This window comes from Plantimonas leprariae (genome assembly GCF_008802405.1).
GTDB classification, from domain to species: domain Bacteria; phylum Pseudomonadota; class Alphaproteobacteria; order Rhizobiales; family Rhizobiaceae; genus Plantimonas; species Plantimonas leprariae.
The window spans coordinates 87,937-112,092 of record NZ_VZDO01000017.1; the positions used below are offsets into that span (position 1 = coordinate 87,937).

Here is a 24,156-nt window from a genome sequence, read left to right on the forward strand (position 1 = left end):
GCGATGAGCGTGGCGCATTACTTCGACACGATGGACTACGGCCCGGCGCCGGAGGCGGACGGCCCGGCGCGCGACTGGCTGCGGCGCCACGAGGCGCGGTTCGGCCATTTCATCGGCGGCGCGTTCCGCCCCAGCGCGGAGGGCGGCACGTTCGAAACGCGCGAGCCCGCCACCGGCAAGCCGTTGGCGACGCTGGCGAGCGGCACCACGGCGGACGTCGACGCGGCGGTGGAAGCCGCCCGGCAAGCGCAGGCGCATTGGCAGAAGCTCGGTGGCCACGGCCGCGCGCGGCATCTCTACGCCCTGGCGCGGATGGTGCAGCGGCACGGCCGGCTGCTCGCCGTCCTGGAGGCGATCGACAACGGCAAGCCGATCCGCGAAACGCGCGACCTCGACGTGCCGCTGGTCGCCTGGCACTTCCTCCACCACGCCGGCTGGGCGCAGTTGCAGGAGAGCGAGTTCGCCGGCTACTCGCCGCTCGGCGTCGTCGGGCAGATCATCCCGTGGAACTTCCCGCTGCTGATGCTGGCCTGGAAGATCGCCCCGGCGCTGGCGCTCGGCAACACGGTGGTGCTCAAACCGGCGGAATACACCTCGCTCACCGCCCTGCTCTTCGCGGAGCTGGCGTCCGAAGCCGGACTGCCGGACGGCGTCCTCAACGTCGTGACGGGCCCGGGCGAAACCGGTGCCGCGATCGTCGAGCATCCCGGCATCGACAAGATCGCCTTCACCGGCTCGACCGAGATCGGTCGGATCATCCGCGAGACGACGGCGGGCTCGGGCAAGAAGCTGACGCTGGAGCTCGGCGGCAAGTCGCCGTTCATCGTCTTCGAGGACGCCGACCTCGACGCGGCGGTGGAAGGCGTCGTCGACGCGATCTGGTTCAACCAGGGCCAGGTCTGCTGCGCCGGCTCGCGGCTGCTCGTCCAGGAAGGCATCGCGCCGGAGTTCCTGATGCGCCTGAAGCGGCGGATGGAGACCTTGCGCGTCGGCTCGCCGCTCGACAAGGCGGTGGACATGGGCGCGATCGTCGACCCGGTGCAGTTGCGGCGGATCGAGGAACTGGTCGCGGCCGGGATCAAGGAGGGCGCGGTGGCGCATCGCGCGCCGGTGGCGCTGCCGGAGGGCGACGGCTCGTTCTACCCGCCGACGCTCCTGACCGAGGTGCATCCGAGCTCGATCGTGGCGCGCGAGGAGATCTTCGGGCCGGTGGCGGTGGCGATGACCTTCCGCACGCCGGACGAGGCGGTGATGCTCGCCAACAATTCGCGCTACGGCCTCGCCGCCAGCATCTGGAGCGAGACGGTCGGCCTCGCGCTCGACATCGCGCCGAAACTTCAAGCCGGCGTCGTCTGGATCAACGCCACCAACCTCTTCGACGCCGCGGTCGGCTTCGGCGGCTATCGGGAAAGTGGCTTCGGCCGCGAGGGCGGGCGCGAGGGCGCGCTGGAATACCTGAAGCCCGATGCCTGGGCGAACCGGCGGCCGCGCGAGGCGACGCCGCCGGCCGAGCCGGCGGACGGCGGCGCCCAAGGCTTCGAGCTGCGCGCCATCGACCGGACGGCGAAGCTCTTCGTCGGCGGCAAGCAGGCCCGCCCGGACGGCAACGGCTCGCGCGTCATCCGCTCGGCAACCGGCGCGGTGATCGGCGAGGTCGGCGAGGGCAACCGCAAGGACCTGCGCAACGCCGTCGCCGCGGCGCGGGCCGCCGAGAGCTGGGCGCGCGCTTCCACCCACAATCGCGCGCAGATCCTCTACTATCTCGCCGAGAACCTCTCGGCGCGCGCCGCCGAGTTCGCCGCCCGCATCGCCAGCGCCACCGGCACCGACGGCGAGCAGGAGGTCGACGTGGCGGTGCGGCGCCTCTTCACCTACGGCGCGTGGGCCGACAAGTTCGACGGCGCGGTGCATTCGCCGCCTCTCAGGGGCGTCGCGCTCGCCATGCACGAGCCGATCGGCACGGTCGGCGTCGTCTGCCCGGACGAGGCGCCGCTCCTCGCCTTCGTCAGTCTCGTCGCGCCGCTGATCGCCACCGGCAACCGCGTCGTCGCGGTGCCGAGCGAACGGCATCCGCTCAGCGTCACCGACCTCTATCAGGTGTTCGAGACCTCCGACCTGCCGGCCGGCGTCGTCAACATCGTCACCGGCGGCCGCGAACAGCTCGCCAAGGACCTCGCCAGCCACGACGACCTCGACGCGCTCTGGGTGTTCGGTTCGAAGGAGGCCGCGGCTGCCGCCGAGCGCCTGTCGGCCGGCAACCTCAAGCGGACGCTCGTCGACGACGGCCTCGCGCTGGACTGGCACGACGCCAAGGCGGCGGAGGGGCGGATTTTCCTGAACCATACGGTGCAGGTGAAGAACATCTGGATTCCCTACGGCGACTGAGGCACGGAAGCGCTCATGCTGAAGAACATCGATCCGCTCCTAAACGCCGAAGTGCTGCAGGCTCTGCGCGCCATGGGTCACGGCGACCGCGTCGTCGTCTGCGACACGAACTTCCCGGCCGATTCCGTCGCCCGCGAGACCGTGCTCGGCAAATTGCTGCGCATCGACAACGTGCCGGCGCCCCGCGCCGTCGCGGCGATCCTCTCCGTCCTGCCGCTCGACACCTTCGTCGACGACGCGGCGATGCGGATGGAGATCGTCGGCAGCCCGGACGAACTCGCCGACGTGCAGCGCGAGGTGCAAGGCGAGATCGACCGGGCGGAGGGCAAGTCCTGGCCGCTCGGCTCGATCGAGCGCATGGCGTTCTACGAGGCGGCCAAGCAGTCCTATTGTGTGATCCAGACCGGCGAGCGGCGTTTCTACGGCTGCTTCATCTTCCGCAAGGGCGTCATTCCGCCGGCCGCGGGCTGACGAGCTCGAAGCTGCGGCGGAGTTCGGGAAACCGGCCGCCGGCTTCCTCCTTCACTTCTGCACCGAAGAATGACGACAGGCGGTCCCGCTGCTCGGCAGCGAGTTCGAGTTCGAAGCCGTCGATCGCCGAGCGCAACTGCTCCAGCGAGCTGACGCCGACGATCGGTGTGCTGACGCCCTCGCGGCCATAGACCCAGGCGGTGGCGAGATGGCCGGGCTGGACGCCCATCTCCGCAGCCATCGCGTGGAGCTTCGCGACACCTTCGCCGTAGCGGGAGAGCCAGTCGCCGATGCGGGCGTCGGTCTGGCCGCGCGCGTCGGAGGGCAGCGGCTCGCCGGGCCGGTACTTGCCGGCGAGGAGGCCGGCGAGCAGCGCGCGATAGGTGGTGATCGCGACGCCTTCCGCGACGGCCTGCGGCAGGATCTCCACCTCGATGCCGCGCTCCAGGAGGTTGTAGGGAAGCTGGTTGCAGACGAGCGGCGCCCAGCCGTTCTCGGCCGCTATGCGGTTGCAATGCGCGAACAGCCAGGCGGGACAGTTGCAGAAGCCGACGAACCGCGCCTTGCCGGCCGCGACCACGTCGTTCAGCGCTTCCATCATCTCGGCCGGGCGCATCCCGGTCGCCGGCCAGTGGATCATGTAGAGATCGACATGGTCGGTCCGCAGCCGCGCGAGGCTCTCGTCGATCGAGGCGCGGATCGTCGCGCCGTCGACGCTCCGATGGACCTTGGTGGTGATGAAGAAGCGGTCGCGCCGCCCGGCAAGGATGCGGCCGAGGATCGCCTCCGTCTCGCCGTTCTCGTACATCGCCGCCGTATCGAGGAAGGTGACGCCGCGATCGAGGGCGAGCCCAAGGATCGCGTCGGCCTCTCGCTCGTCGCAGCGCCGGCCGAACATCATCGTGCCGAGGCACATCCGCGACACCGTCTCGCCCGTCGATCCGAACGAAATCGTCTTCATGGCTGCGTCTCCCTGGATTCGGTCACGTGCGCCCCGGCGACCATCGCGCGGGCCGGTCTTGCCTTCGGCGAGCGAGGCCGCAAGTCGGCTGTGCGCGGGATGAGCGCCGGCGGCGGGAGGGAACAGCGATGCGGATCGCCATTACCGGAGCGAACGGCAGGATCGCCGGGGCCGTCGCGGCCTTCGCGTTGGCCGACGGGCATTCGGTCGTCGCGATCGACCGGACGCCGCCGTCCGCCGCGCCGGCGGACGGGACGCGAGCCGTCACCCTCGACATGACGGACTACGATGCGGTGCTGGCGGCGCTGAAAGGCTGCGACGCGCTGATCCATCTGGCGGCGATTCCGGTGCCGTTCAAACAGCCGGACCACAAGGTCCACAACAACAACGTCGTCGGCAGCTACAATGCCATGCGGGCGGCGGTGGAATGCGGCATCGACCGCATCTGCCAGGCGTCCAGCGTCAACGCGATCGGGCTGTCGTTCAGCCGCAAGGCGCATTTCGACTATTTCCCGCTCGACGAGGCGCATCCCGATCACAACGAGGAGGCCTACGGCCTGTCGAAGCAGATCTGCGAACGGCAGGCGGACAGCCTCGCGCGGCGCTACGAAACCTTGAGCATCGCCAGCATCCGCTTCCACTGGGTCGTCTCCGACCGGGCGGAGGCGGGCGCCGTCTACAATCTGCCGGAGGAGCAGGCCGGCCGGCACCTCTGGGGCTATGCGCTGTACGGGCCGGCGGCGCGCGCCTGCCTCCTCGCCCTCGACGCGGATTTCCGCGGGCACGAGGTCTTCTACATCGCCGCGCCGGACACGACGAACGACATCCCGAGCCTCGAACTGGCGAGGCGCTGGCATCCGGACGTGCCGATCCGCGGGGACCTCAGCGGCCACCGCAGCTTCTTCGACTGCTCCAAGGCCGAGCGCCTGCTCGGCTGGCGGCACGACGACGCGGGCTGAAGCACGCATCAGTCGAAGAAGCCCGCGTCCTCCTCGGCAAGGTAGCGCTTCGCAGCTTGCCGATCGATGTCGACGCCGAGGCCCGGTGCTTCGAGCACGGGCACCGTGCTGTCGGTGACGATCGGGTCCGGCAGGCCTGTCACGAGATCGCCCCACCAGGTGTCGGAGGCGCTCGGATATTCGAAGGCGATGAAGTTGGCCGGCAGCGTCGCGCAGACGTTGATGAGGGCGCCAAGGCCGAGGAGCCCGTTCGCGGTGCCGTGCGGCGCCATGGTGATCTGGTGCATGTAGGCGTGTTCCGCGACCCATTTCAGCTCGGCGATACCGCCGATGTCGGCCGGGTCCGGGCCGATGACGCGGACGGCCTGCGTCTCGATCAGTTCCTTGAAGTTGTGCCGGAGGTAGATCTGCTCGCCGGTGTGGATCGGCGTCGAGGTGGAGGTCGTGAGTTCGCGATAGGCCTGCGGGTTGACCCACGGCACGTAGTCGCCGGTCAGCATGTCCTCCAGCCAGGCGAGGTCGTACTTCTCGACGGCGCGGGCGAAGCGGATCGCGTCCGGGAGCATCCAGCCGGGACCGCAATCGAGCGCGAGGCTGACCTTGTCGCCGAGCACCTCCTTCATCGCCGCGACGCACTCGATCATGTGGTTGAGGCCGCGCTCGGAGATCGGCCCCTGCGTCATCGCGCCGTGGAAGTCGCTCTTGAAACCGACGCCGTAGTGGAAACCCTCGACGCTTGTCTTCATGTTGGAATGGAACGAGATGCCCTGCTTCACCATGAAGAAGTTTTCGGGCAGCTCCATCATCCATTTCACGTCGGCCGCGTAGTCCTCCGGCCGGTCGCCGGTGCGCTTCTTGCGAAGCGAGCCGTTGTAGACGCGGACCCGATCCCGCACCTTGCCGCCGAGGAGCTTGTAGACCGGCACGCCCGCCGCCTTGCCGGCGATGTCCCAGAGCGCATGCTCGATGGCGCTCACCGCCGCGCCGTAGGGCTTGAAGGAACCGCGCTGGCGGATCTTCAGCATGCAGCGCTCGACGTCGGTCGGGTCCTCGCCGATCAGCGCGTCGCGGAAGTGGAGGACGAAGGGCTTCAGGTAGGTCTTGGTGTATTCCACCTCGCCGAGGCCGTAGAGCCCCTCGTCGGTGACGATGCGCACGATCGGATGCTTGCCGATGAGGGCGCAGCGAAGGTCGGTGATCTTCATGGGTCCGCCTCGCTCAGTCGTGCGGCACGCGGTCGAAGCCGACGCGTACCCGGTTCCATTCGTCGGTGCCGGCGAAGTAGTCGCTGCCGTCCCGAAGCTGCGCCCGGATCACCTCCTCGTTGAGGTCGATGCCGAGACCCGGGGCGTCCGGCACCACGACGTAGCCGCCTTCCATGTAGTCGGCGCCCATGCCGGTCACTAGGCCGGTGAAGAACGGCAGGTCGAGGCCGTGGTGCTCCACCGCGACGAGGTTCGCGATCGCGGCGCCGAGATGGACGTTCGCCATGAAGCCGACCGGCGAGCAGCAGGCGTGGAGCGCCGTCGGGATGCCGAAACGCTCGGCGTTTTCGGCGATGCGCTTCGTTTCCATCAGGCCGCCCGAGGTCAGCATGTCCGGGTGGATGATGTCGAAGGCGCGCGTCTCGATCGCCTCGCGGAAGCCGTCGAAGAGATAGAGGTCCTCGCCGGCAGCGACGGGGGTCAGGAGCGCGTCGGCGACTTTCTTGTGGCCGGCGATGTCGGTCCAGGGCAGCGGGTCCTCGATCCAGGCGAGGTTCGCCGGCTCGATCGCCCTTCCGATGCGGATCGCCTCGTCGGCGGTGACGAAGCCCTCGCCGAAATGGTCGGTGCAGAGCGACACCTCGTCGCCGACCGCGGCGCGCACCGCCATGCAGATGTCGGCCGCGAGCTCGACGCCCCGCTCGCTGATCCGCGCGCCCGCGCCGCTGCCCGGCACGTACCATTGCCGGTATTGCGGGTACTGATGCTGCGTCGCCCGTCCGACCAGCGCGCCGGGCGTGCCCTCGAACAGGCGCGGCGGCAGGTCGAACTTGATGAAGTCGAGCCCGAGCGCCTTTCGCTTCATGACCGCCTCGACATAGCCGTCCGGCGTCATCTCGCGCGGCGCGGGCGTGTCGCCGTAGAGGCGGACGCGGTCGCGGTACTTGCCGCCAAGAAGCTGGTAGCACGGCACCCCGTAGGCCTTGCCGACGAGGTCCATCAGCGCGATCTCGATGCCCGAGACGCCGCCGCCCTCGCGGCTGTCGCCGCCATAGCTTTTGATCGCGCGGAACAGGTAGTCGACGTTGCAGGGGTTCTGCCCGACGATCAGGTGCTTCAGCCGCATGGCGCTGTCGTGGTGCGCGCCGTCGCGCACCTCGCCGAGGCCGTAGATGCCTTGGTTCGTGTCGATCCGGAGGATCGGGTAGTAGCCGTGGCCGACGACGGTCGCGACCCGCATGTCGGTGATCCGCAGCTCGCTCGGCCGCGAATGGGTGGAGACGGCTTCCTCGATCCGCGCCGTCGGCTCCAGCGCTTCGATGGCGATGCTCATGCTTGTCCTCCCTGCCCTGCCTCAAGCCGGCTGGCGCGGTGCGAGTCCGACGACCGCCGGCTGCTCCCTTGCCGCCGTCCGCCGCGCCGCCCCCATCTGCTCGATGATGTTGCGGCCGGATCCCTCGACGTGACGGGCGACGACGGCCGCCGCGCCCTCGGCGTCCTCGGCGCGGATGCGCTCGATCAGTTCGCGATGCTCGCGCAGGACGGCGGTGCGCCGGGCGAGCGAAGTCGGAAAGCGCCGCGAGATGGCGCGCAGGATTTCGCGGTGCTTCCACCAGAGTTCGGCGGCATGGCGGTTGTAGTGCCGGTCGTAGATCAACTGGTGGAACTGGGTATCGAGCCGGCCGTGCTGGGCGGGGTCGCGGAAATCGAGCGCCTCGATCTCGGCCTGCTTGGCCTCCAGCGCCGCGATGTCGGCATGGCTCGCGATCCCGACGTACCAGCGGGTCAGCGCCGCCTCGATCAGCACCTCGATCTCGATGATGTCGCGGACGAAGTCCTCGTCGATCGGCCGGACGCGCGCGCCGCGGTTCGGCTCCATGATCACGAAGCCCTCGCCGCGCAGTAGCTGCAGCGCCTCGCGCACCGGATTGGTGGAGGTGCCGAGCCGGGCGGCGAGTTCGCCGACCTTCAGCCGCTCGTTGGGGCCGAGCCGGCCGGAGATGATCGCCTCGCGGATCAGTTCGTAGGCCGACGTGCCCGCATCGCCGGGCGTCTCCGGCAAGGGGGGAGCCGCGCTCATGATGTCGGCATAGAGCCTTTCACCACCGACGCCAACCGATATCGCACTCGAAGTGGCAAAAATAATGTACGATCCATTCCGAGTTGACAGATGGTCTCCGGATGGCGGAGGATCATCGCGAGAGCCGGGCGAACCGGCCGCGGTCGCGCATCAACCGGACGAAGCCCGGACGCGCGACGAGGAACCGCAAGAGGGACGCCGGCTCCGACGGGCCGCTGCGACGTCCCGCCGGCACCGGGAGGAACGCATGGCCATTCGTCGCCACAGGTCCGAACATCTCTCGCGGCGGCTCGCCCGGCTCCTCGGCGCGACGGCGGCATCGGTCGCGGTGCTGGTCGCCTCCACCGCGGCCTTCGCCCAGAGCATCGACGTCTCGAAATGGTCGCCGGACTACATCCGCTCGATCGCCGGGACCGAGAAGTTCGATACCGCAGGCGAGTGCTCGAAGATCGTGCCGTTGGATTACAAGGGCCGCCTCACCTACTGGTGGACGGGGCCGAACGACTCGCAGCCGGAGATCGAGCGGCGGATCAACGACGAGTTCTGGGCGGCCTGGAAGAAGACCTATCCGAACATCCAGACCGACGCGCAGAACATCGACTACAACGTCCTCCTCGACAAGCTGCGCACCGCGACGCTCGGCAATGCCGGCCCGATGGTGGTGCGCCTGCAGATCCTCGGCGGCGTCGAGTTCGAGGCGAAGGGCTACTTCCAGGAACTGAAGCCCGAGGACGTCGGCTATGCCACCGCCGACTTCTGGCCGGGCGCGATGAAGTCGGTGACCTGGGAGGAGAAGACCTACGGCATTCCGACCAACAACGAGACCATGGCGCTCATCTGGAACGCCGACATCTTCAAGCGGGCGGGCCTCGACCCCGAACAGCCGCCGAAGACCTGGGACGACCTCGTCCGCTATTCGAAGCAGATCAAGGACAAGCTCGGGGTCGCCGGCTACGGCCTCGTCGCCAAGCAGAACGCCGGCAACACGCCGTTCCGCTTCATGCCGCAGCTCTGGGCCTATGGCGGCGGCGCGCTGGACGAATCCACCGAGAAGCCGACCTACGAGACCGAGATGCTCGACAGCGACGGCTCGAAGGCCGCGCTGCAGGCGGCGGTTGACATGTATGTCCGCGACAAGTCGGCCCCGACCTCGGCGCTGACCAACACGCAGGCCGAGAACCAGGGCCCGTTCATCGCCGGCCAGCTCGGCATGATGATCGCCCATCCGGGCGAGTACGCCAAGATGCTGGACATGGCCGGCAAGGCGACCGGCAAGGACAAGGAGACGGCCGACAACGTCGTCGCCAACATGCGCTACGGCCTGATGCCGGAAGGCCCGGCGCGCCGCGCCGTGGTGTTCGGCGGCTCGAACATCCACATCCTGAAGAACGACTATGTCGACGGCGGGCTGGACGAGCAGGCGGCGAAAGCCTTCGTCTGCTTCTGGACCAGCCCCGAATGGTCGACCAAGCTCGCCTGGACCGGCTCGAACCCGGGGAACCTCCGCGGTTTCCGCACGCAATGGATGAAGGAGCGGCTGGACACGATCAAGTTCCTCGACGTCACGACGTCGATGCTGCCGAGCGGCATCCCCTTCCCCGTCGTGCCGGAATCCACCGAGATCATGAACATCATCGTGCCCGACATGCTGCAGAACGCCCTGACGGGGAAGATGACCGTGGACGAGGCGACGGAGGACGCGGCCGCCAAGGCCAAGGACCTGATCGGCGGCGGCCTCTAGGCGGCGGGCCGTTCCGTTGAGCACCGTCGCCGGCAAGCTGGGCGCCGCCTCGTCGGCGGAAGCGGTCGCCCCGAGGCGCCCGAATCTCCTCCGGCGTATCGCCGACCATCGCGCCGACTACCTCTACATTGCGCCGGCGCTCGTGGTGATGCTCTTCGTCATCGCCTATCCGGTCTGGTACACGGTCGAGCTCAGCTTCTTCAAGACGCCGGCGAACCTCCAGATGAAGGACAAGGTCTTCGTCGGGCTCGACAACTACGCCGCGATCCTCGCCAGCAAGTCGTTCCGCGAGGTGACGCTGAACACCCTGATCTGGACGGTGGCCTCCACCTTCTTCGCCTTCATGCTGGGCCTCGGAGCGGCGCTGTCGCTGCATCGGGAATTCGCCGGGCGCGGGCTGCTGCGCGCCATCCTGCTCGTCCCCTACGTGGTGAGTGCGGTCGCCGCCTCCTACGTCTGGAAGTGGCTCTACCATTCCGACTTCGGCGCGATCGGCGCGTTGGCGGTGCAGCTCGGCCTCACCGACCGGCCGATCAACTTCCTCGACAACGTCGACACGGTGCTGCCATCGCTGATCGTCGTGAACGTCTGGAAGGAGTTCTCCTTCGCGATGGTCATGCTGATGGCCGGGCTGCAGACCGTGCCGGACTCGCTGCTCCGCGCCGCGCGCGTCGACGGCGCGAACGAGTGGCAGCGCTTCTGGCACGTCACCTTCCCGCACCTGAAGAACGTCTCGATGGTTACGCTGCTGCTCCTGATGGTCGCGAACTTTAATTCGTTCATCATCCCCTACGTGATGACCGGCGGGGGACCTGCCGGCGCGTCCGACATCTGGATCACGCAAATCTACAACCTCGCCTTCGGCCGCCAGCGCTACGGCGTCGCCTCGGCCTATTCGGTGATCCTGTTCGTGGTGATGATGACGCTCGGCTACTTCTACGTCCGGGCGCTGACGAAGGGCGACGAAGCGAGGGCGGCGGGATGACAGCAGTACCCGCCCCCGTGGAGCGGCCGCGGACGCGCAAGCCGGTCGACTGGTGGCGCTGGGCCGGCCGCCTTTTCCTCCTGTTCCTGCTGCTCTTCACCGTCCTGCCGATGTTCTGGATGGTGCTGACCTCGGTGAAGACGCAGTTCGCCGCGCTCCAGTACCCGCCGCAATGGTGGCCGAGCGAGCCGACGCTGGAGAACTACCGGAAGCTCCTCGACCCTTCGAACTCGGTCGGCGCCGAGTTCCTCAACTACTTCTGGAACAGCTTCAAGGTCTCGTTCGCCACAACCGTGCTCGGCGTCGCGGTGGCGGTGCCGGCGGCCTACGCCTTCTCGCGCTTCCGCTTCCCGGGCCGCACCTTCCTGTTCTTCGGCGTGCTGCTCCGCAACATGTTCCCGGCGGTGATCTTCCTCACCCCTCTCTTCATCCTGATGCGCTGGATGGGGCTGGTGAACTCGCACTGGTCGCTGATCATCACCTACCTCACCTTCGGCCTGCCGCTGTCGATCTGGCTGCTGAAGGGCTTCTTCGACAACATTCCGGTGCAGCTCGAACAGGCGGCGCGGATCGACGGCGCGACGCGGTTTCAGGCCTTCCTCCTGATCGTGATGCCGCTCTCGACGCCCGGCATCATCGCCACCGCCATCTTCTCCTTCATCGGCGCCTGGAACGAATACGTCTACGCACTGACCTTCCTGTCGCGGCAGGAGCAGATGACGCTGCCCGTCGGCGTGCAGCGCTTCTTCTCGGAATTCGCCACCGACTGGCCGGGCGTCATGGCCGCGACCTTCCTGATGAGCGTACCGGTCGTGGTGCTGTTCCTCGTGCTGCAGAAGTACTTCGTCCGGGCGCTGACCGAAGGCGCCGTCAAGCACTAGGAATCCGCATGGCCCAAGTCGTCATCAGCGACCTCGTGAAGCGCTACGGCGCGTTCAACGCCGTGAACCACGTGTCGCTGACGGTGGAGGACGGCGAGTTCGTGGCGCTGGTCGGCCCCTCTGGGTGCGGCAAGACCACGACGCTGAACCTCGTCGCGGGGCTGATCCCGATCACCAGCGGCGACATCCGCATCGGCGACCGGGTGGTGAACGACCTCGACCCGAAGGACCGGGACATCGCGATGGTGTTCCAGAACTACGCGCTCTACCCGAACAAGACCGTCTACAAGAATCTCGCCTTCCCCCTGCAGATGCGCAAAAGCCCGAAAGCCCAGATCGATGCGAAGGTGCGGGAAGCGGCGCGCGTGCTCGACATCACGCACTTGCTCGAGCGCCGGCCGCGCGAATTGTCCGGCGGCCAGCAGCAGCGCGTCGCGCTCGGCCGTGCGCTGGTGCGCGATCCGCGCGTCTTCCTGATGGACGAGCCCTTGTCGAACCTCGACGCGAAGCTGCGCGTCCAGATGCGCTCCGAGATCAAGCGCTTCCACCAGGACCTCGGCGCGACCGTGATCTACGTCACGCACGACCAGCTCGAAGCCGTCACCATGGCCGACAAGATGGCGGTGATGAACGGCGGCTTCCTTCAGCAATACGCCGCGCCGGCGGAAGTCTTCGCTGACCCCGTGAACATGTTCGTCGCGAGCTTCGTCGGCTCGCCGGCGATGAGCCTCGTGCCGCTGGAGGCCGGCACCGCCGCGGACGGCTCGGCCGTGCTCCGCAGCCCTTCGGAAGGCTGGGACCTGCCGCTGTCGCCGCTGAACGCGCGCAAGGTCGAGGCCGCGAAGTCGGACCGGATCGTCCTCGGCGCGCGCCATTCGGCGATCCGGCTGCACAAGAGCGCGGTGCCAAGCGCGGTGCCGTCGCGCGTCTACACGGTCGAGCCGACCGGGGACGTGACCTTCGTCCAAGCCTTCGTGTCCGGCGCGATCGTCAACATCAGCCTTCCTCCCGGCGTGCCCGTCGCGCCGGACGAGCCGGTCTGGCTCGAATTCGACCAGGAGCGGCTGCACCCCTTCGACGGCGAGACGGAAAGCGCGCTCCGTGCCGGGTGACGCGCCGCGGATCACCGCGATCAAGCCGTATCCGGTCTGGATCGGCACGCGGAACCAGCTCGTCGTCAAGGTCGAGACGGACAGCGGCATCCACGGCTGGGGCGAGTCGGGCCTGTCGGGGCGTGAGAAGGCGGTGGCGGGCGCGATCGAGCACTACGCGCAGTTCCTCGTCGGCCGGGATGCCTTCGCCATCGGCGCGCTCTGGCAGGAGATGTACCGCTCGCAGTATTTCGAGGGCGGCCGGGTGCTCACCGCCGCGATCTCGGCGATCGACATCGCGCTGCACGACATCAAGGGCAAGGCGCTCGGCGTCCCCGTCCACGAACTCCTCGGCGGCAAGCAGCGCGAGCGCATCCCCACCTTCGCGTCGACCTCGGCGCAGCCGGGCGAGGACATGATCGAACAGGCCCGCGCCCTCGCGGCGGGGGGCTGGACCACGATCCGCTTCTTTCCGCACGATCACGCGAGGGCCGACGGCATCTTCGAGCCGCGGGAATCGATCGCCCGTACTGCGCCCTGGATGGTTAAGGCACGGGAAGCGCTCGGGCCGGAAGTGGTGCTCGGGATCGACTACCACCATCGCCTGTCGGTGGCGGAAGCGGCGAGCTTCTGCCAGCGCATGCCTTCCGGCACGCTGGACTTCCTGGAGGAGCCGATCCGCGACGAGACGCCGGCCGCATACGCCGCGCTCCGGCGGATGACCGACGTGCCCTTCGCCATCGGCGAGGAGTTCGCGTCGAAATGGCAGTTCCTGCCGTACATCGAGGGCGACCTGCACCAGTTCAACCGGATCGACGTCTGCAATGTCGGCGGCCTGACGGAGGCGATGAAGGTCGCGGGCTGGAGCGAGGCGCATTACGTCGACATGATGCCGCACAACCCGCTCGGCCCCGTCTGCACGGCGGCGACGGTGCACTTCTGCGCCGCGATCCCCAACATGGCGTGGCTGGAAACGCGGACCACGCAGTACGAGAAGCTCGGCTTCGACAATTCCGAATTCTTCCCCGTCCAGCCTCGGCTGGAAGGCGCGACCTATCCGGTGCCCGACACGCCCGGCCTAGGGGTCGAGGTGAACGAAGACGCGGTCAGGGAACAAGCTTTCCGCTTCTGGGAAGCGCCGCACCTTCGCCGCCGCGACGGCTCCCTCACCAACTGGTAGCAGCAGCAGGTTCCCCGCATGACCCATACGCCGGACATCACCCGCCCGCCGAAGGAAACGGTCGCGGCCCTCGAAAAGCTCGGCGCGGCCACCGTCGCCGGGACGCTCGGCCATATGGGCATCCGCAACCCGCACATCGCGGGGCCGGTGAGCTGGAGCCCGGGGCGCTCGATCGCCGGGCCGGCGCTGACGCTGCAGTTCATGCCGAAGCGCGAGGACCTCTACGGCGAGGGCGAGTACGCCGAGCCGGAGAAGCAGCTTCACCGCCATGTGCTCTACCACGTGCAGGCGGGCGACGTGGTGGTGGTCGACGCGCGCGGCGACATGTCGGCGGGCGTCTTCGGCGACATGATGTCGACCTACTTCAAGGGCCGCGGCGGCGCCGGCATGGTGATCGACGGGTGCCTGCGCGACTATCCCAACCTGAAGAAGCTCGATCTCGCGCTCTGGGTGCGCGGCTTCACCCCGAACTTCCACACGCAGACCGGCCTGATGCCCTTCGCGGTCAATGTGCCGATCGCCTGCGGCGGCGTGACCGTCATCCCCGGCGACATCATCGTCGCCGACGACGACGGCGCGGTCTGCGTGCCCGTGGCGCTGGCGGACCAGGTGATCGCCAAGGCCTCCGAGCACCACGAATGGGAGGAGTTCTCGCGAGAGAAGCTGAAAGAGGGCGCGCCGCTCCAGCGCTACTATCCGCTCCACGCCGACGCGCAGGAGGAGTATCAGGCCTGGCGGCGCGACAACCCGCTCTAGTTCGCGGTTGCATCGACAGCCAGTCCCGCCGCCGATCCGAAAGAACCGACGCAATGCTCACCGTCCAGTCGATCGCTCACGTCGCCATCCGGGTGAAGGATCTCGACCGCAGCCTCGAATTCTATGCGGGGAAGCTCGGCTTCCGCGAGATGATGCGGCTTCCGAAACCCGATGGGTCGCCCGGCGTCTGGCTCGTCTATCTCCGCATCACCGACGACCAGTTCCTCGAAATCTTCCCCGACAGCGAGGGCGAACGCGCGCCGGACCCGAAGCTGATCGGCTACAACCACATGTGCTTCGCGGTGCCCGACCTGGAGGCAAGCGTGCGCGAGCTCGAAGCGCTCGGCATCGAGCGGACGCGGCCCGCGATCAAGGCCGTCGACGGCAACTGGCAGACCTGGATCGAGGACCCGGACGGCCACCGCATCGAACTCATGCAGATGGCGGCGGACGGCATGCAGGCACAGGCGATCGCCCGCATGCGGGCCGGTTGATTTCGGAAAGTCCCGCATGGCGACGATCCTCTACCTCACGCGCATCGAGTTCGGCGAAGGCCTGGTTTCCACCGTCGCGGAACGCTTCGCCGAGCTCGGCGGCCGGCGACCGCTCCTGGTCGGCGACCGGGGCGTCGCCGCCGCCGGCCTGTTCGAGCGCGTGTCGCGGCAGTTTCCCGGCGCGCCGGCCTTTCTCGACGTGCCCTCGAACCCGACCGAGGAGGCGGTGGAAGCGGCGCTGGCCCTCTACCGCGAGCACGGCTGCGACGGCGTCGTCGCGCTCGGCGGCGGCTCGCCGATCGATCTCGCGAAGGGCGTGGCGCTGCTCGCGACGCACGAAGGACCGCTGGAGCAGTATGCCGCGATCCTCGGCGGGATGGCGCGGGTGACGGCGGCGGTCGCGCCGGTGGTCGCCGTGCCGACAACGGCCGGCACCGGCGCGGAGGTCGGGCGCGCCGCGCTGCTCACGCTGAAGGACGGCCGCAAGCTCGGCTTCATCAGTCCGCACCTCATCCCGCGCGTCGCGGTCTGCGACCCGGAGCTGACGCTCGGCCTGCCGCCGGCGCTTACCGCCGCGACCGGGCTCGACGCCCTGTCGCACTGCATCGAGACCTATCTGTCACCGCGCTTCAACCCGCCCGCCGACGCGATCGCGCTCGACGGGGCAGAGCGGATCTGGCGGCACATCGAGCGCGCCTTCGCCGAAGGGAGCGACCGCGAGGCCAGGGCCGCGATGATGATGGGCTCGATCGAGGGGGCGCTCGCCTTCCAGAAGGGGCTCGGCGCCGTCCACGCCCTCAGCCACGCGCTCGGCGGCCTGCGGAGCCCCAACCTCCACCATGGGACGCTGAACGCGATCCTGATGCCGCTGGTGGTGCGCTTCAACCGCGCCGCCGCAGCGGAGGCGATCGGCCGGATCGAGCGGCGGCTCGATGTGCCGGACCTTGGCGACGCCCTCGACGCGCTCAACCAGCGCATTGGGATTCCCGCCGGCCTCCGGACGCTCGGCCTGTCGGAGGATGTCCTGCCGTGGGTGGTGGAGCGGGCGCTCGCCGACCACAGCCACGCCACCAACCCCCGCCCCGCTTCCGCCGCCGACTACCGCGCCCTGCTCGACGCGGCGATGATCTGAGAGCCCGTTTGACAACTCGCCCGGGTCGGCCCGACGGTGCTTTTCCGCTGCCACTTCGTTGCCAAGCCTCGCCGATGCCGCCGGCATCGACTGCGTTTGGCGCCTCGCGATCATCGAAAAATCCCTCGCCGGCCCTCCGCCGGCGAGTTGTCAAACGGCCTCTGAGGACGATCCGATGTACGACAAGCTGAAGGGTTCGGCGCATCCGCTGGCGCCGCCGGAGATCGCCGTCGCGGCCATGCCGGACGACGAGCGGGTCTGGGTGCCGCAGGCGGACGGCGTCTGGTTCCGCCCGCTGATGCTGAACACCATGCAGGGACAATGGTGCAACCTCCTGCGGGTCCGCCGCTCCGGCGTCCTGTCGCGGCATCTCCACACCAATCCCGTCCACGGCTACGTCATCCGCGGCCGCTGGTTCTACCGCGAGCACGATTGGGTGGCGGAGACCGGCTCCTACGTCTTCGAGCCGCCGGGCGAGATCCACACGCTGGTCGTGCCGGACGACTGCGAGGAGATGATCACCTTCTTCAACATCACCGGCAGCATGGTTTATCTCGACGCCGAGAACCGCCATAGCGGCTTCGAGGACGTCTTCACCAAGATCGACATGTGCCGCCGGCACTATGCGGCGGTCGGCCTCGGCGAGAGCTATGTCGACCAGTTCGTCCGCTGAACCGCCCTCCTCCGCCTGGGCGCGAGAATGGTTCGTCGGTCGCCGGGTGCTCGTCACCGGCGGCACGTCCGGCATCGGGGCAGGCGTCGCCAAAGCCTTTCTGGAAGCCGGGGCGGAGGTCGTCGCGACCGGCCTGACGGAGGCCGAGATCGAGGCCGCGCGGGTCGATCCGCCGCTCGGCGCGGCGAGGCTCGAGCGGCTCGACGTGCGCGACGCGGCGGCCGTCCGCGCCGTGGTCGAGGGCTGCGGCGAACTTCAAGCGGTGGTGAACTGCGCCGGCGTCATCCGGCGCGGCGGCGCGGAACTCGATCCGGCCGCGTTCGACGCGACGCTCGACGTCAACCTCTCCGGCACGATGCGGGTCTGCGCCACCGCCCGGCCGCTTCTCGCGCGCGGAGGCGGCTCGATCGTCAACCTCGCCTCGATGCTGTCCTTCTTCGGCGGCGGACTGGTGCCCGGCTATGCGGCCAGCAAGGGCGGGATCGCGCAGCTCACGAAATCGCTCGCCATCGCCTACGCGTCGGACGGCATCCGGGTGAACGCGGTCGCGCCGGGCTGGATCGAGACGCCTCTGACGACGGCGCTGCGCGAGGACGAGGGCCGGAGCGCCGCGATCCTCGCGCGCACGCCGCTCGGCCGCTGGGGCCGCCCGGCCGATCTCGCCGGCGGCGTCCTGTTCCTCGCCTCGCCGCTGGCCGGTTTCGTCACCGGCGCGATCCTCACGATCGACGGCGGCTACAGCGTCGCCTGAACCGCGCCGGCTTCGAGCGGCCCGTCGACGATGACGTGCGGCAGCCCGTGCGAGCAGCGCTCGATGCGCCCGCTCACCCGGTAGACGTCGCGCAGCAGCTCGGCCGTGACGATCTCGGCCGAGGGCCCGCAGGCGGCCATCCGCCCGTTCGCGACGACGATCGTGTCGGCGCAGAAGCGCAGCGCGTGGTTGAGGTCGTGGATGGCGATCAGCACCACCATGTCGTCGCGCCGGGCGAGGCCGCGCATCAGCGACAGCACCTCCATCTGGCGGTGGAGGTCGAGCGCCGCCGTCGGCTCGTCCATCAGGAGAATGCGGGGACGGCGGACGAGCGCTTGCGCGATGCCGGCGAGCTGCCGCTGGCCGCCGGAAAGTTCGCCGAGGTTGCGGAACGCGATGTCAGCGATGCGCAGCGCGTCGAGGATCTCGTCGATATGCGCCAGTTCCGCGTCGGACACCCGCAACGACGAGCCGAGCTTGGCGGCCAGCACCACCGACTCGTAGAGCGTCAGCACCGCGTTCGCGCCCGTATCCTGCGGCATGTAGCGGATCGACCCTGCCCCGTCGCCTTCCACATGGACGGTGCCCGGCCCGCTCGCGAGACCGGCGATGCGCTTGAACAGGCTCGATTTTCCAGCCGCGTTCGGCCCGATCACCGCGGTCAGCCCGCCGCCGCGCAGCGTCGGCACGGTGACGCCGCCGACGACTTCGGTGTGGCCGTAGCGGACGCCGACGCCCTCCAGCGCGAGGCTCACCATGCCCGCTTCCTGTTGGCGAAGATCAGCGAGAAGAAGAACGGCACGCCGACCAGCGAGGTGATGATGCCGATCGGGAGCACGATCCCCGGCACGAGCGACTTCGAGACCACCGAGGTCGCGGAAAGGATCAGCGCCCCGGCGAGCGCGGAGGCCGGCAGGAAGACGCGCTGGTCCTCGCCGACGAGCATCCGGGCGATGTGCGGGCCGACGAGGCCGATGAAGCCGATCGTGCCGACGAAGGCGACGGGGATCGCGGCGAGAAGGCTGACGAGCAGCATGGTCCGGAGGCGCAGCGCCCCGACGTCGACGCCGAGGCTCGCCGCCTTCTCGTCGCCGAGCCTGAGCGCCGTCAGCGCCCAGGCCTGCCGCGCGAAGACGGGCAGGCAGGCGAAGAGGATCAGCGCCGTGACGCCGACCTTCGCCCAGGTCGCCTTGGTGAGGCTGCCCATCGTCCAGAACACCACCGCGCCGAGCGCCTGTTCGGTCGCGAGATACTGGAGGAGCGCCAGTGCCGCGTTGAAGGTGAAGACCAGCGCGATGCCGAGGAGCACGATCGTCTCGGAGGTGACGCCGCGCATGCGGCTGAAGCCGTGGATGAACAGCGCCGTCGCCATCGCGGCGACGAAGGCGTTCATCGGCACGACGAAGTCGATGGCGGCGGGCACGAGCGCGACGCCGAAGACGAGGGCGAGCGCCGCGCCGAAGCCGGCCGCCGCCGAAATCCCGAGGGTGAAGGGGCTGGCGAGCGGGTTGGCGAGGATGGTCTGCATCTGCGCGCCGGCGACCGAAAGTGCGGCACCCACCATGACCGCCATCACCGCCACCGGCAGGCGGATCTGCCAGACCACGACGTGCAACTGGTCGGAGGCCTGCGAAGGCGCGAAGATGGCGCCCGCCACCTCGCCGAGACCGAAGCCGGCCGGCCCGACCGCGACGTCGAGCATCACCGAGAAGACGAGCAGCGCGGCGAGGCCGCCGATCACCGCGACACGCCGCCTGCCCAGCGCGCGATAGCGCCCGGCGCCGTCCGTCGCGGCGGCGCTGCGGCCGCCGCCGGTGCCCGCGAGCGCCCCTTCCACACCCACGGTCAGGTCTTGGGGGCGAGCGAGACGAAGTAGCCCGGCCGGTAGGTGACGGGCAGGAAGCGCTCGTGCAGTTGCCGGAAGGTCGCCTCCGGATCGAGGTCGGCGAAGAGATCCGGGTGCAGCCACTTCGCGATCTGCTGGATCGCCACGAACTGGTAGGGGCTGTTGTAGAACTGGTGCCAGACCGCATGGACGTCGTTCCCGCCGGCGGCCTTGACGCCCTGATAGGCGGGCCGGCGCATCAGGGCCGCGAGCTTGCGCTCGGCTTCCGCCGTGTCGGCCCCCGGTCCGACGCCGACCCACGCGCCGCCCGGCACCGATGCCTGCCAGTTCGCGCCCGTGACGATGACCTGATCGGGGTCGGCGGCGATCACCTGCTCCGGGTTCACCGTGCCGAACGTGCCGGGGATCAGCGTGCCGGCGATGTTGCGACCGCCGGCGATCTCCACCATCGCCCCGAAGTTCTCGTTGCCGAAGGACAGGCAGCAGTCGTCCGAGAAGCCGCCGGCGCGCTCGATGAAGACGTCGGGCTTGGCCGGCGCCGCCTTCGCGAGGACGTCGGTCACGCGCTTGGTCTCGGCGGCCCGGAAGCGGTTGAACTCGCGCGCCCGCTCCTCCTCGCCGAAGAGCTGCCCCAAGATCTCCATGCTGCGCTCGGTGTTCTTCATCGGCGCTTCGCGGAAATCGATGTAGACGAGCGGAATGCCGGCGGCCGCGAGCTTGCCGTCGAGGTCCGCGTCCTCCGTCGCCGCTTTCGCCTCGAGGTTCATGATCACGACGTCGGGGTGGAGCGAGATCGCCTGTTCGACGTCGAAGGTCCCCTCCTTCGCGCCGCCGAAGGTCGGCAGCGTGTCGCCCTTCGGGAACTTCGCGCGGTAGGTCGCATAGGTATCGGGATCGTTCTTGATCAGGTCGTCCCGCCAGCCGACCACGCGCTTGAACGGATCGGCCGTGTCGAGCGCGGCGACGCCGTAGAGCAGGCGTCCTTCGCCGAGGATCACCTTGCCGACCGGCGCCCGCACCTCGACGTTTCGTCCGGCGATATCGGTGATCTCGGCGGCGGCGGCCGGCCGCAGCGCCGTACAGCATAGGGCGGCGACCACGATCGCCAGCTTCCGAACCATCGTCATTCGAGCGCTCCCATCCGTGTCGCCGGCCTCGATAACTTTTTATGATAAAAATAGTCAAGATTACGGGAGTGACCGCGGCGCCGCATGTCGCCTGCCGGCGTGGAAGCTGGCATCGCCTTTCGCCCCATGCGATTGGTGTCTCGCTTACGGTGGGGATGGGACGAATGCTGCTCGGCTGCATAGGGGACGACTTCACCGGCTCGTCCGATCTCGCCAATACGCTCGCGAAGGGCGGTATGCGCGTCGTCCAGTACGGCGGCGTGCCGAGCGAGCGCGCTGCCGACGATGTCGAGGCCGGCGTCGTCGCCCTGAAGTCGCGCACCGCGCCGGTGGCGGAAGCGGTCGCCGCCTCGCTCGCCGCCTTCGAGTGGCTGGAGCGGCAAGGCTGCCGGCAGTTCCTGTTCAAGGTGTGCTCCACCTTCGATTCGACGCCGGAGGGCAATATCGGGCCGGTGCTCGACGCCTTGATGGAGCGGCTCGGCGCGGACCGGGCGCTGGTCTGCCCGGCGTTTCCGGCGACGGGGCGCAGCATCTACCAGGGACACCTCTTCGTCGCCGACCGCCTGCTCAGCGAAAGCGGCATGGAGAACCATCCGCTGACCCCGATGCGCGACCCGGACATCCGCCGCTGGCTCCGGCCGCAGACGCGCCACGCTGTGGGCCATGTCGCGATGCGCGACGTCCTCGCCGGTCCGGACGCCATTCGCGCCGGCGCGGAGCGCGAGGTCGCCGCGGGCCGGCCGGTGATCGTCGTCGACGCCATCCGCGACGAGGACCTCGTCTCGATCGGCCGCGCGGCGCAGGATCTGCCGCTCTTGTGCGGCGGCTCCGGCATCGCGCTCGGCCTGCCGGCGAACTTCGGCATCGCGGCCGGTGCGGCGGCGAAGGGCTGGAGCGGCACAGAGGGTCCGGCCGCGATCCTGTCCGGCTCCTGCTCCGTGATGACGCGGCGCCAGGTGGAGCGCCACCGCGCCAGCGGTGCGCCGGCGCTGGAAGTGCTGCCGGCCGATCTCGCGTCCGGCGTTTCGAGCGCCGAGGCCGCGGCAGTCTGGGTGCTGGGGCGGATCGGCGATGCGCCGCTCGTCTTCACCTCCGCCGATCCGGAGACGGTGCGCGCGGCGCAGGAGCGGTTCGGGCGCGAGCGCATCGCCGCGACGATCGAAGGCTTCTTCTCGGAACTCGCACGGCGGCTGGTCGAGGGCGGCGTCCGCCGGCTCGTCAGCGCCGGCGGCGAGACGTCCGGCGCGGTGATGGAAGGGCTCGCCATCCCGGCGCTCGACATCGGGCCGGAGATCGCCCCCGGCGTCCCGGCGGTGCGGGCCGCCGACCGGCCGCTCTGGCTGGCGCTGAAATCCGGCAATTTCGGCGACGAGGACTTTTTCGCGAAAGCCGTCGCCGCACTCGGCGGCGAGACGCCGTAGGTCGATCCGGGAAGTCTTCGGCGGACGCTGGCAAAGAATTTCTGCCGTGCCTGCGACGGGTGGAGATAGTCGATGCGATGGCATCCCGCAGCGGCTACGAAGAAAAACGGCTGCAGGAACTGTCTACCGTCACACTTCCCAAGATGTTCGCCCGCCGTTCTTCAGACGCATTCATGCGGAAGGAAGGCACGCGTAAGCGCGGTCGGATTTGAGCAGATACGAACTTCCAACCCTGTTGGATGCATGATCCGCGCCTAAACTTTTCTACACGTTAAGTTCATGGTTTAGCTAAGTCTTTCTCGCTTTCCCCGACGGCAAATGCTGGCAGATTGCCGCTCGAGCAGAGCGGTTTAGGAGGAGGGCAAACCGCCTTGCCGTCCGCCTGCTTCATCGGAGCCGACCGTCGCGGCACGCAGCGCCTCGCGATCCGCTCTCACAGGAGGAGGAAGCAGATGGCGAACATTCCCGGCACCCCAACCAGCGAAACCTTGAACGGTACGCCGCAGGACGACACGATCTTCGGCTTCGAGGGCAACGATCGCATTTTCGGACTAGGCGGCAACGATTACCTCGACGGCGGCACCGGGTCCGATACGATCGTCGGCGGTGACGGCAACGACACGATCAATTCCATCGATCAGCCTTCCAACATCTTTGCCGGCGTCGTCGCGCCGGAGCGGGACATCGTGGACGCCGGGACCGGCGACGATACCGTCACTGGCGGGCGGCTGGATCAACTGGACGGCGGTACAGGCAACGACTTCCTGACGCTCAATTTCGGCTTCGCCGGACCCAACGTTCCGGCTCCCGTCGTGATCACCACGGACGGCGACACGATCAGCGCCGACGATGGTACGTCGATCCGCGGCTTCGAGTTCATCAATCTCAACCTGACCAACGGCAACGACGTGGCGTCGACCGGCAACGTACGTGCCTCCATCTCCGCCGGTCTCGGCAACGACGTTGTCATCACCGGGAGCGGTGACGACCAGCTTTACGGCGAAGGCGGCGACGACGTACTCTCCGCCGGCGGGGGCAACGACTTCCTCAGCGGCGGCGACGGCAACGATCGCCTCACCGGCGGCGCCGGAGCGGACGAGGCCTCCGTGAACGCCCAGCGCGACGGCAGCGATACCGTCGACCTCGGCACCGGTGACGACACCGTGCGCGTCTTCGGCGATGTCGGCTTCACGGGCCAGATCCGGCTGACCTTCACCAGCGCCGAAGTCGGCAACGGCACGGCATTCGACGCCAACACGTTGCCGAGCCAGGACGGCGGCCTCGCGGTGCGTTTCCAGCTCGAGGATGCGGAAGGCAACCTCACCGGTCCGATCAGCCGCTACGACGACGAGGGCATCACCTTCGTGCAGGGTCAGCAGGGCCTGACGTTCGACGTTCGCGACATCTCCGGAACTCAGCGCGGCGACCAGTTCGTCGGGGTGGTCCTCGGCACGGATGGCGCGGACGACCTGAGCTTCTTCCCGCCGTTCCGCGTCAACGACCCGTATTACTACAACGCCGGCGCCGGGAACGACACGGTCAGGGCGGGGAACGGTGCGGACTTTCTCGTCGGTGGCAGCGGCAACGACCAACTGTTCGGCGGCAGCGGCAACGACACGTTCCTTGGTGGGGTCGGCAACGACACGCTGGAAGGTCAGGGAGACGACGACACGCTCGACGGTGGCGATGGCAACGACATCCTGCGCGGCGGTGACGGCAACGACGGCTTGATCGGCGGTGCGGGCAACGACCGGCTCGGCGGCGGCTTCGGCAACGACACGCTGCAGGGCGGAGCGGGCCGCGACCAGCTCTACGGCAACGACGGCGACGACACGCTGACCGGCGGCGACGACAACGACCAGATGTTCGGCAATACCGGCAGCGACATCCTGAACGGCGACGGCGGCAACGATACGCTGCAGGGTCAGGCCGGCAACGATACGCTGCGCGGCGGCGCCGGGACGGACCGCCTGCTCGGCGGAACGGGCAGCGACGCGTTCGTGTTCGACACCGCGCT

The 24,156-nt window shown here is 68.8% G+C and carries 22 protein-coding genes; 15 read left to right on the forward strand and 7 right to left on the reverse strand.

Annotated features, from left to right (window positions below):
• The first annotated feature begins 3 nt into the window (after positions 1 to 3).
• Both F6X38_RS18620 and F6X38_RS18625 read left to right on the forward strand, forming a co-directional pair.
• Positions 4 to 2,385 carry an aldehyde dehydrogenase family protein gene (locus F6X38_RS18620; RefSeq protein ID WP_150972319.1) on the forward strand — a complete coding sequence of 794 codons (2,382 nt, stop codon included), beginning with the start codon at positions 4 to 6 and terminating at the stop codon, positions 2,383 to 2,385.
• A 15-nt stretch (positions 2,386 to 2,400) separates the two neighbouring features.
• Positions 2,401 to 2,856, forward strand: a complete 456-nt coding sequence (locus F6X38_RS18625; protein WP_150972321.1) for an RbsD/FucU family protein — start codon at positions 2,401 to 2,403, stop codon at positions 2,854 to 2,856.
• Here F6X38_RS18625 and F6X38_RS18630 read toward each other — a convergent pair.
• Positions 2,834 to 3,817 carry an aldo/keto reductase gene (locus F6X38_RS18630; protein ID WP_150972323.1) on the reverse strand — a complete coding sequence of 328 codons (984 nt, stop codon included), beginning with the start codon at positions 3,815 to 3,817 and terminating at the stop codon, positions 2,834 to 2,836. The genes F6X38_RS18625 and F6X38_RS18630 overlap by 23 nt on opposite strands.
• Positions 3,818 to 3,945: 128 nt before the next feature.
• On the opposite strand from F6X38_RS18630, the gene F6X38_RS18635 reads away from it, so the two are divergent.
• Complete coding sequence (locus F6X38_RS18635) at positions 3,946 to 4,776, forward strand: NAD-dependent epimerase/dehydratase family protein (RefSeq protein WP_202618024.1); 831 nt, start codon at positions 3,946 to 3,948, stop codon at positions 4,774 to 4,776.
• A gap of 8 nt (positions 4,777 to 4,784) precedes the next feature.
• Here F6X38_RS18635 and F6X38_RS18640 read toward each other — a convergent pair whose 3' ends face one another.
• Genes F6X38_RS18640 through F6X38_RS18650 form a run of 3 tightly spaced genes read right to left on the reverse strand, consistent with a single transcriptional unit; the run spans position 4,785 to position 8,061 of the window.
• Positions 4,785 to 5,981 (reverse strand): mandelate racemase/muconate lactonizing enzyme family protein, encoded by a 1,197-nt coding sequence (locus F6X38_RS18640; RefSeq protein WP_150972325.1) that lies wholly within the window; start codon positions 5,979 to 5,981, stop codon positions 4,785 to 4,787.
• A gap of 13 nt (positions 5,982 to 5,994) precedes the next feature.
• Positions 5,995 to 7,314, reverse strand: a complete 1,320-nt coding sequence (locus F6X38_RS18645) for a mandelate racemase/muconate lactonizing enzyme family protein (RefSeq protein WP_150972327.1) — start codon at positions 7,312 to 7,314, stop codon at positions 5,995 to 5,997.
• A 21-nt stretch (positions 7,315 to 7,335) separates the two neighbouring features.
• Positions 7,336 to 8,061, reverse strand: a complete 726-nt coding sequence (locus tag F6X38_RS18650; RefSeq protein WP_150972329.1) for a GntR family transcriptional regulator — start codon at positions 8,059 to 8,061, stop codon at positions 7,336 to 7,338.
• Between the two features lie 247 nt (positions 8,062 to 8,308).
• Between F6X38_RS18650 and F6X38_RS18655 the strand changes: the two genes are divergently transcribed.
• The 10 genes from F6X38_RS18655 to F6X38_RS18700 all read left to right on the forward strand — a co-directional run bounded on the left by F6X38_RS18655 (position 8,309) and on the right by F6X38_RS18700 (position 17,745).
• Positions 8,309 to 9,802, forward strand: a complete 1,494-nt coding sequence (locus F6X38_RS18655) for an extracellular solute-binding protein (RefSeq protein WP_150972331.1) — start codon at positions 8,309 to 8,311, stop codon at positions 9,800 to 9,802.
• A 16-nt stretch (positions 9,803 to 9,818) separates the two neighbouring features.
• On the forward strand, positions 9,819 to 10,787 hold the full coding sequence (locus tag F6X38_RS18660; protein WP_425482887.1) for a carbohydrate ABC transporter permease: 969 nt from the start codon (positions 9,819 to 9,821) through the stop codon (positions 10,785 to 10,787).
• On the forward strand, positions 10,784 to 11,668 hold the full coding sequence (locus F6X38_RS18665) for a carbohydrate ABC transporter permease (RefSeq protein ID WP_150972333.1): 885 nt from the start codon (positions 10,784 to 10,786) through the stop codon (positions 11,666 to 11,668). Before F6X38_RS18660 ends, F6X38_RS18665 begins: the two co-directional genes overlap by 4 nt.
• A gap of 8 nt (positions 11,669 to 11,676) precedes the next feature.
• Positions 11,677 to 12,780 (forward strand): ABC transporter ATP-binding protein, encoded by a 1,104-nt coding sequence (locus F6X38_RS18670; protein WP_150972335.1) that lies wholly within the window; start codon positions 11,677 to 11,679, stop codon positions 12,778 to 12,780.
• Positions 12,770 to 13,939 (forward strand): mandelate racemase/muconate lactonizing enzyme family protein, encoded by a 1,170-nt coding sequence (locus F6X38_RS18675; protein WP_150972337.1) that lies wholly within the window; start codon positions 12,770 to 12,772, stop codon positions 13,937 to 13,939. Before F6X38_RS18670 ends, F6X38_RS18675 begins: the two co-directional genes overlap by 11 nt.
• Positions 13,940 to 13,957: 18 nt before the next feature.
• Positions 13,958 to 14,695, forward strand: a complete 738-nt coding sequence (locus F6X38_RS18680; RefSeq protein ID WP_150972339.1) for a ribonuclease activity regulator RraA — start codon at positions 13,958 to 13,960, stop codon at positions 14,693 to 14,695.
• 53 nt (positions 14,696 to 14,748) lie between these two features.
• Positions 14,749 to 15,189: a VOC family protein gene (locus tag F6X38_RS18685; RefSeq protein ID WP_150972341.1), complete on the forward strand. Its 441-nt coding sequence runs from the start codon at positions 14,749 to 14,751 to the stop codon at positions 15,187 to 15,189.
• A gap of 16 nt (positions 15,190 to 15,205) precedes the next feature.
• Positions 15,206 to 16,321 (forward strand): iron-containing alcohol dehydrogenase, encoded by a 1,116-nt coding sequence (locus F6X38_RS18690; protein ID WP_150972343.1) that lies wholly within the window; start codon positions 15,206 to 15,208, stop codon positions 16,319 to 16,321.
• Positions 16,322 to 16,496: 175 nt separating this feature from the next.
• Complete coding sequence (locus tag F6X38_RS18695) at positions 16,497 to 16,994, forward strand: 2,4'-dihydroxyacetophenone dioxygenase family protein (RefSeq protein WP_150972345.1); 498 nt, start codon at positions 16,497 to 16,499, stop codon at positions 16,992 to 16,994.
• Positions 16,972 to 17,745: an SDR family NAD(P)-dependent oxidoreductase gene (locus F6X38_RS18700; protein WP_150972347.1), complete on the forward strand. Its 774-nt coding sequence runs from the start codon at positions 16,972 to 16,974 to the stop codon at positions 17,743 to 17,745. The genes F6X38_RS18695 and F6X38_RS18700 overlap by 23 nt, the downstream gene beginning before the upstream one ends.
• On the opposite strand, the gene F6X38_RS18705 is transcribed toward F6X38_RS18700, so the two are convergent.
• From F6X38_RS18705 to F6X38_RS18715, 3 genes are read right to left on the reverse strand one after another with little or no spacing between them, the layout of a single operon-like run.
• Positions 17,730 to 18,503, reverse strand: coding sequence for an ABC transporter ATP-binding protein (locus F6X38_RS18705; RefSeq protein WP_150972349.1), 774 nt, complete (start codon positions 18,501 to 18,503; stop codon positions 17,730 to 17,732). The two genes, F6X38_RS18700 and F6X38_RS18705, sit on opposite strands and share 16 nt — an antisense overlap.
• Complete coding sequence (locus F6X38_RS18710; RefSeq protein WP_425482888.1) at positions 18,497 to 19,588, reverse strand: FecCD family ABC transporter permease; 1,092 nt, start codon at positions 19,586 to 19,588, stop codon at positions 18,497 to 18,499. Before F6X38_RS18710 ends, F6X38_RS18705 begins: the two co-directional genes overlap by 7 nt.
• Before the next feature lie 2 nt (positions 19,589 to 19,590).
• On the reverse strand, positions 19,591 to 20,718 hold the full coding sequence (locus F6X38_RS18715; RefSeq protein WP_246191433.1) for an ABC transporter substrate-binding protein: 1,128 nt from the start codon (positions 20,716 to 20,718) through the stop codon (positions 19,591 to 19,593).
• Between the two features lie 164 nt (positions 20,719 to 20,882).
• On the opposite strand from F6X38_RS18715, the gene otnK reads away from it, so the two are divergent.
• Positions 20,883 to 22,139 (forward strand): 3-oxo-tetronate kinase, encoded by a 1,257-nt coding sequence (otnK, locus tag F6X38_RS18720; RefSeq protein ID WP_150972351.1) that lies wholly within the window; start codon positions 20,883 to 20,885, stop codon positions 22,137 to 22,139.
• A gap of 452 nt (positions 22,140 to 22,591) precedes the next feature.
• Positions 22,592 to 24,156: calcium-binding protein (locus F6X38_RS18725; RefSeq protein ID WP_150972353.1), on the forward strand; the 1,565-nt coding region annotated here is incomplete at its 3' end.

Bases quoted from the DNA above. Each gene is read 5' to 3' on its own strand.
- F6X38_RS18620 (WP_150972319.1), top strand. From the start codon at position 4: ATGAGCGTGGCGCATTACTTCGACACGATGGACTACGGCCCGGCGCCG.
- F6X38_RS18625 (WP_150972321.1), top strand. From the start codon at position 2,401: ATGCTGAAGAACATCGATCCGCTCCTAAACGCCGAAGTGCTGCAGGCT.
- F6X38_RS18630 (WP_150972323.1), bottom strand. From the start codon at position 3,817: ATGAAGACGATTTCGTTCGGATCGACGGGCGAGACGGTGTCGCGGATG.
- F6X38_RS18635 (WP_202618024.1), top strand. From the start codon at position 3,946: ATGCGGATCGCCATTACCGGAGCGAACGGCAGGATCGCCGGGGCCGTC.
- F6X38_RS18640 (WP_150972325.1), bottom strand. From the start codon at position 5,981: ATGAAGATCACCGACCTTCGCTGCGCCCTCATCGGCAAGCATCCGATC.
- F6X38_RS18645 (WP_150972327.1), bottom strand. From the start codon at position 7,314: ATGAGCATCGCCATCGAAGCGCTGGAGCCGACGGCGCGGATCGAGGAA.
- F6X38_RS18650 (WP_150972329.1), bottom strand. From the start codon at position 8,061: ATGAGCGCGGCTCCCCCCTTGCCGGAGACGCCCGGCGATGCGGGCACG.
- F6X38_RS18655 (WP_150972331.1), top strand. From the start codon at position 8,309: ATGGCCATTCGTCGCCACAGGTCCGAACATCTCTCGCGGCGGCTCGCC.
- F6X38_RS18665 (WP_150972333.1), top strand. From the start codon at position 10,784: ATGACAGCAGTACCCGCCCCCGTGGAGCGGCCGCGGACGCGCAAGCCG.
- F6X38_RS18670 (WP_150972335.1), top strand. From the start codon at position 11,677: ATGGCCCAAGTCGTCATCAGCGACCTCGTGAAGCGCTACGGCGCGTTC.
- F6X38_RS18680 (WP_150972339.1), top strand. From the start codon at position 13,958: ATGACCCATACGCCGGACATCACCCGCCCGCCGAAGGAAACGGTCGCG.
- F6X38_RS18685 (WP_150972341.1), top strand. From the start codon at position 14,749: ATGCTCACCGTCCAGTCGATCGCTCACGTCGCCATCCGGGTGAAGGAT.
- F6X38_RS18690 (WP_150972343.1), top strand. From the start codon at position 15,206: ATGGCGACGATCCTCTACCTCACGCGCATCGAGTTCGGCGAAGGCCTG.
- F6X38_RS18695 (WP_150972345.1), top strand. From the start codon at position 16,497: ATGTACGACAAGCTGAAGGGTTCGGCGCATCCGCTGGCGCCGCCGGAG.
- F6X38_RS18700 (WP_150972347.1), top strand. From the start codon at position 16,972: ATGTCGACCAGTTCGTCCGCTGAACCGCCCTCCTCCGCCTGGGCGCGA.
- F6X38_RS18705 (WP_150972349.1), bottom strand. From the start codon at position 18,503: ATGGTGAGCCTCGCGCTGGAGGGCGTCGGCGTCCGCTACGGCCACACC.
- F6X38_RS18715 (WP_246191433.1), bottom strand. From the start codon at position 20,718: ATGACGATGGTTCGGAAGCTGGCGATCGTGGTCGCCGCCCTATGCTGT.
- otnK (WP_150972351.1), top strand. From the start codon at position 20,883: ATGCTGCTCGGCTGCATAGGGGACGACTTCACCGGCTCGTCCGATCTC.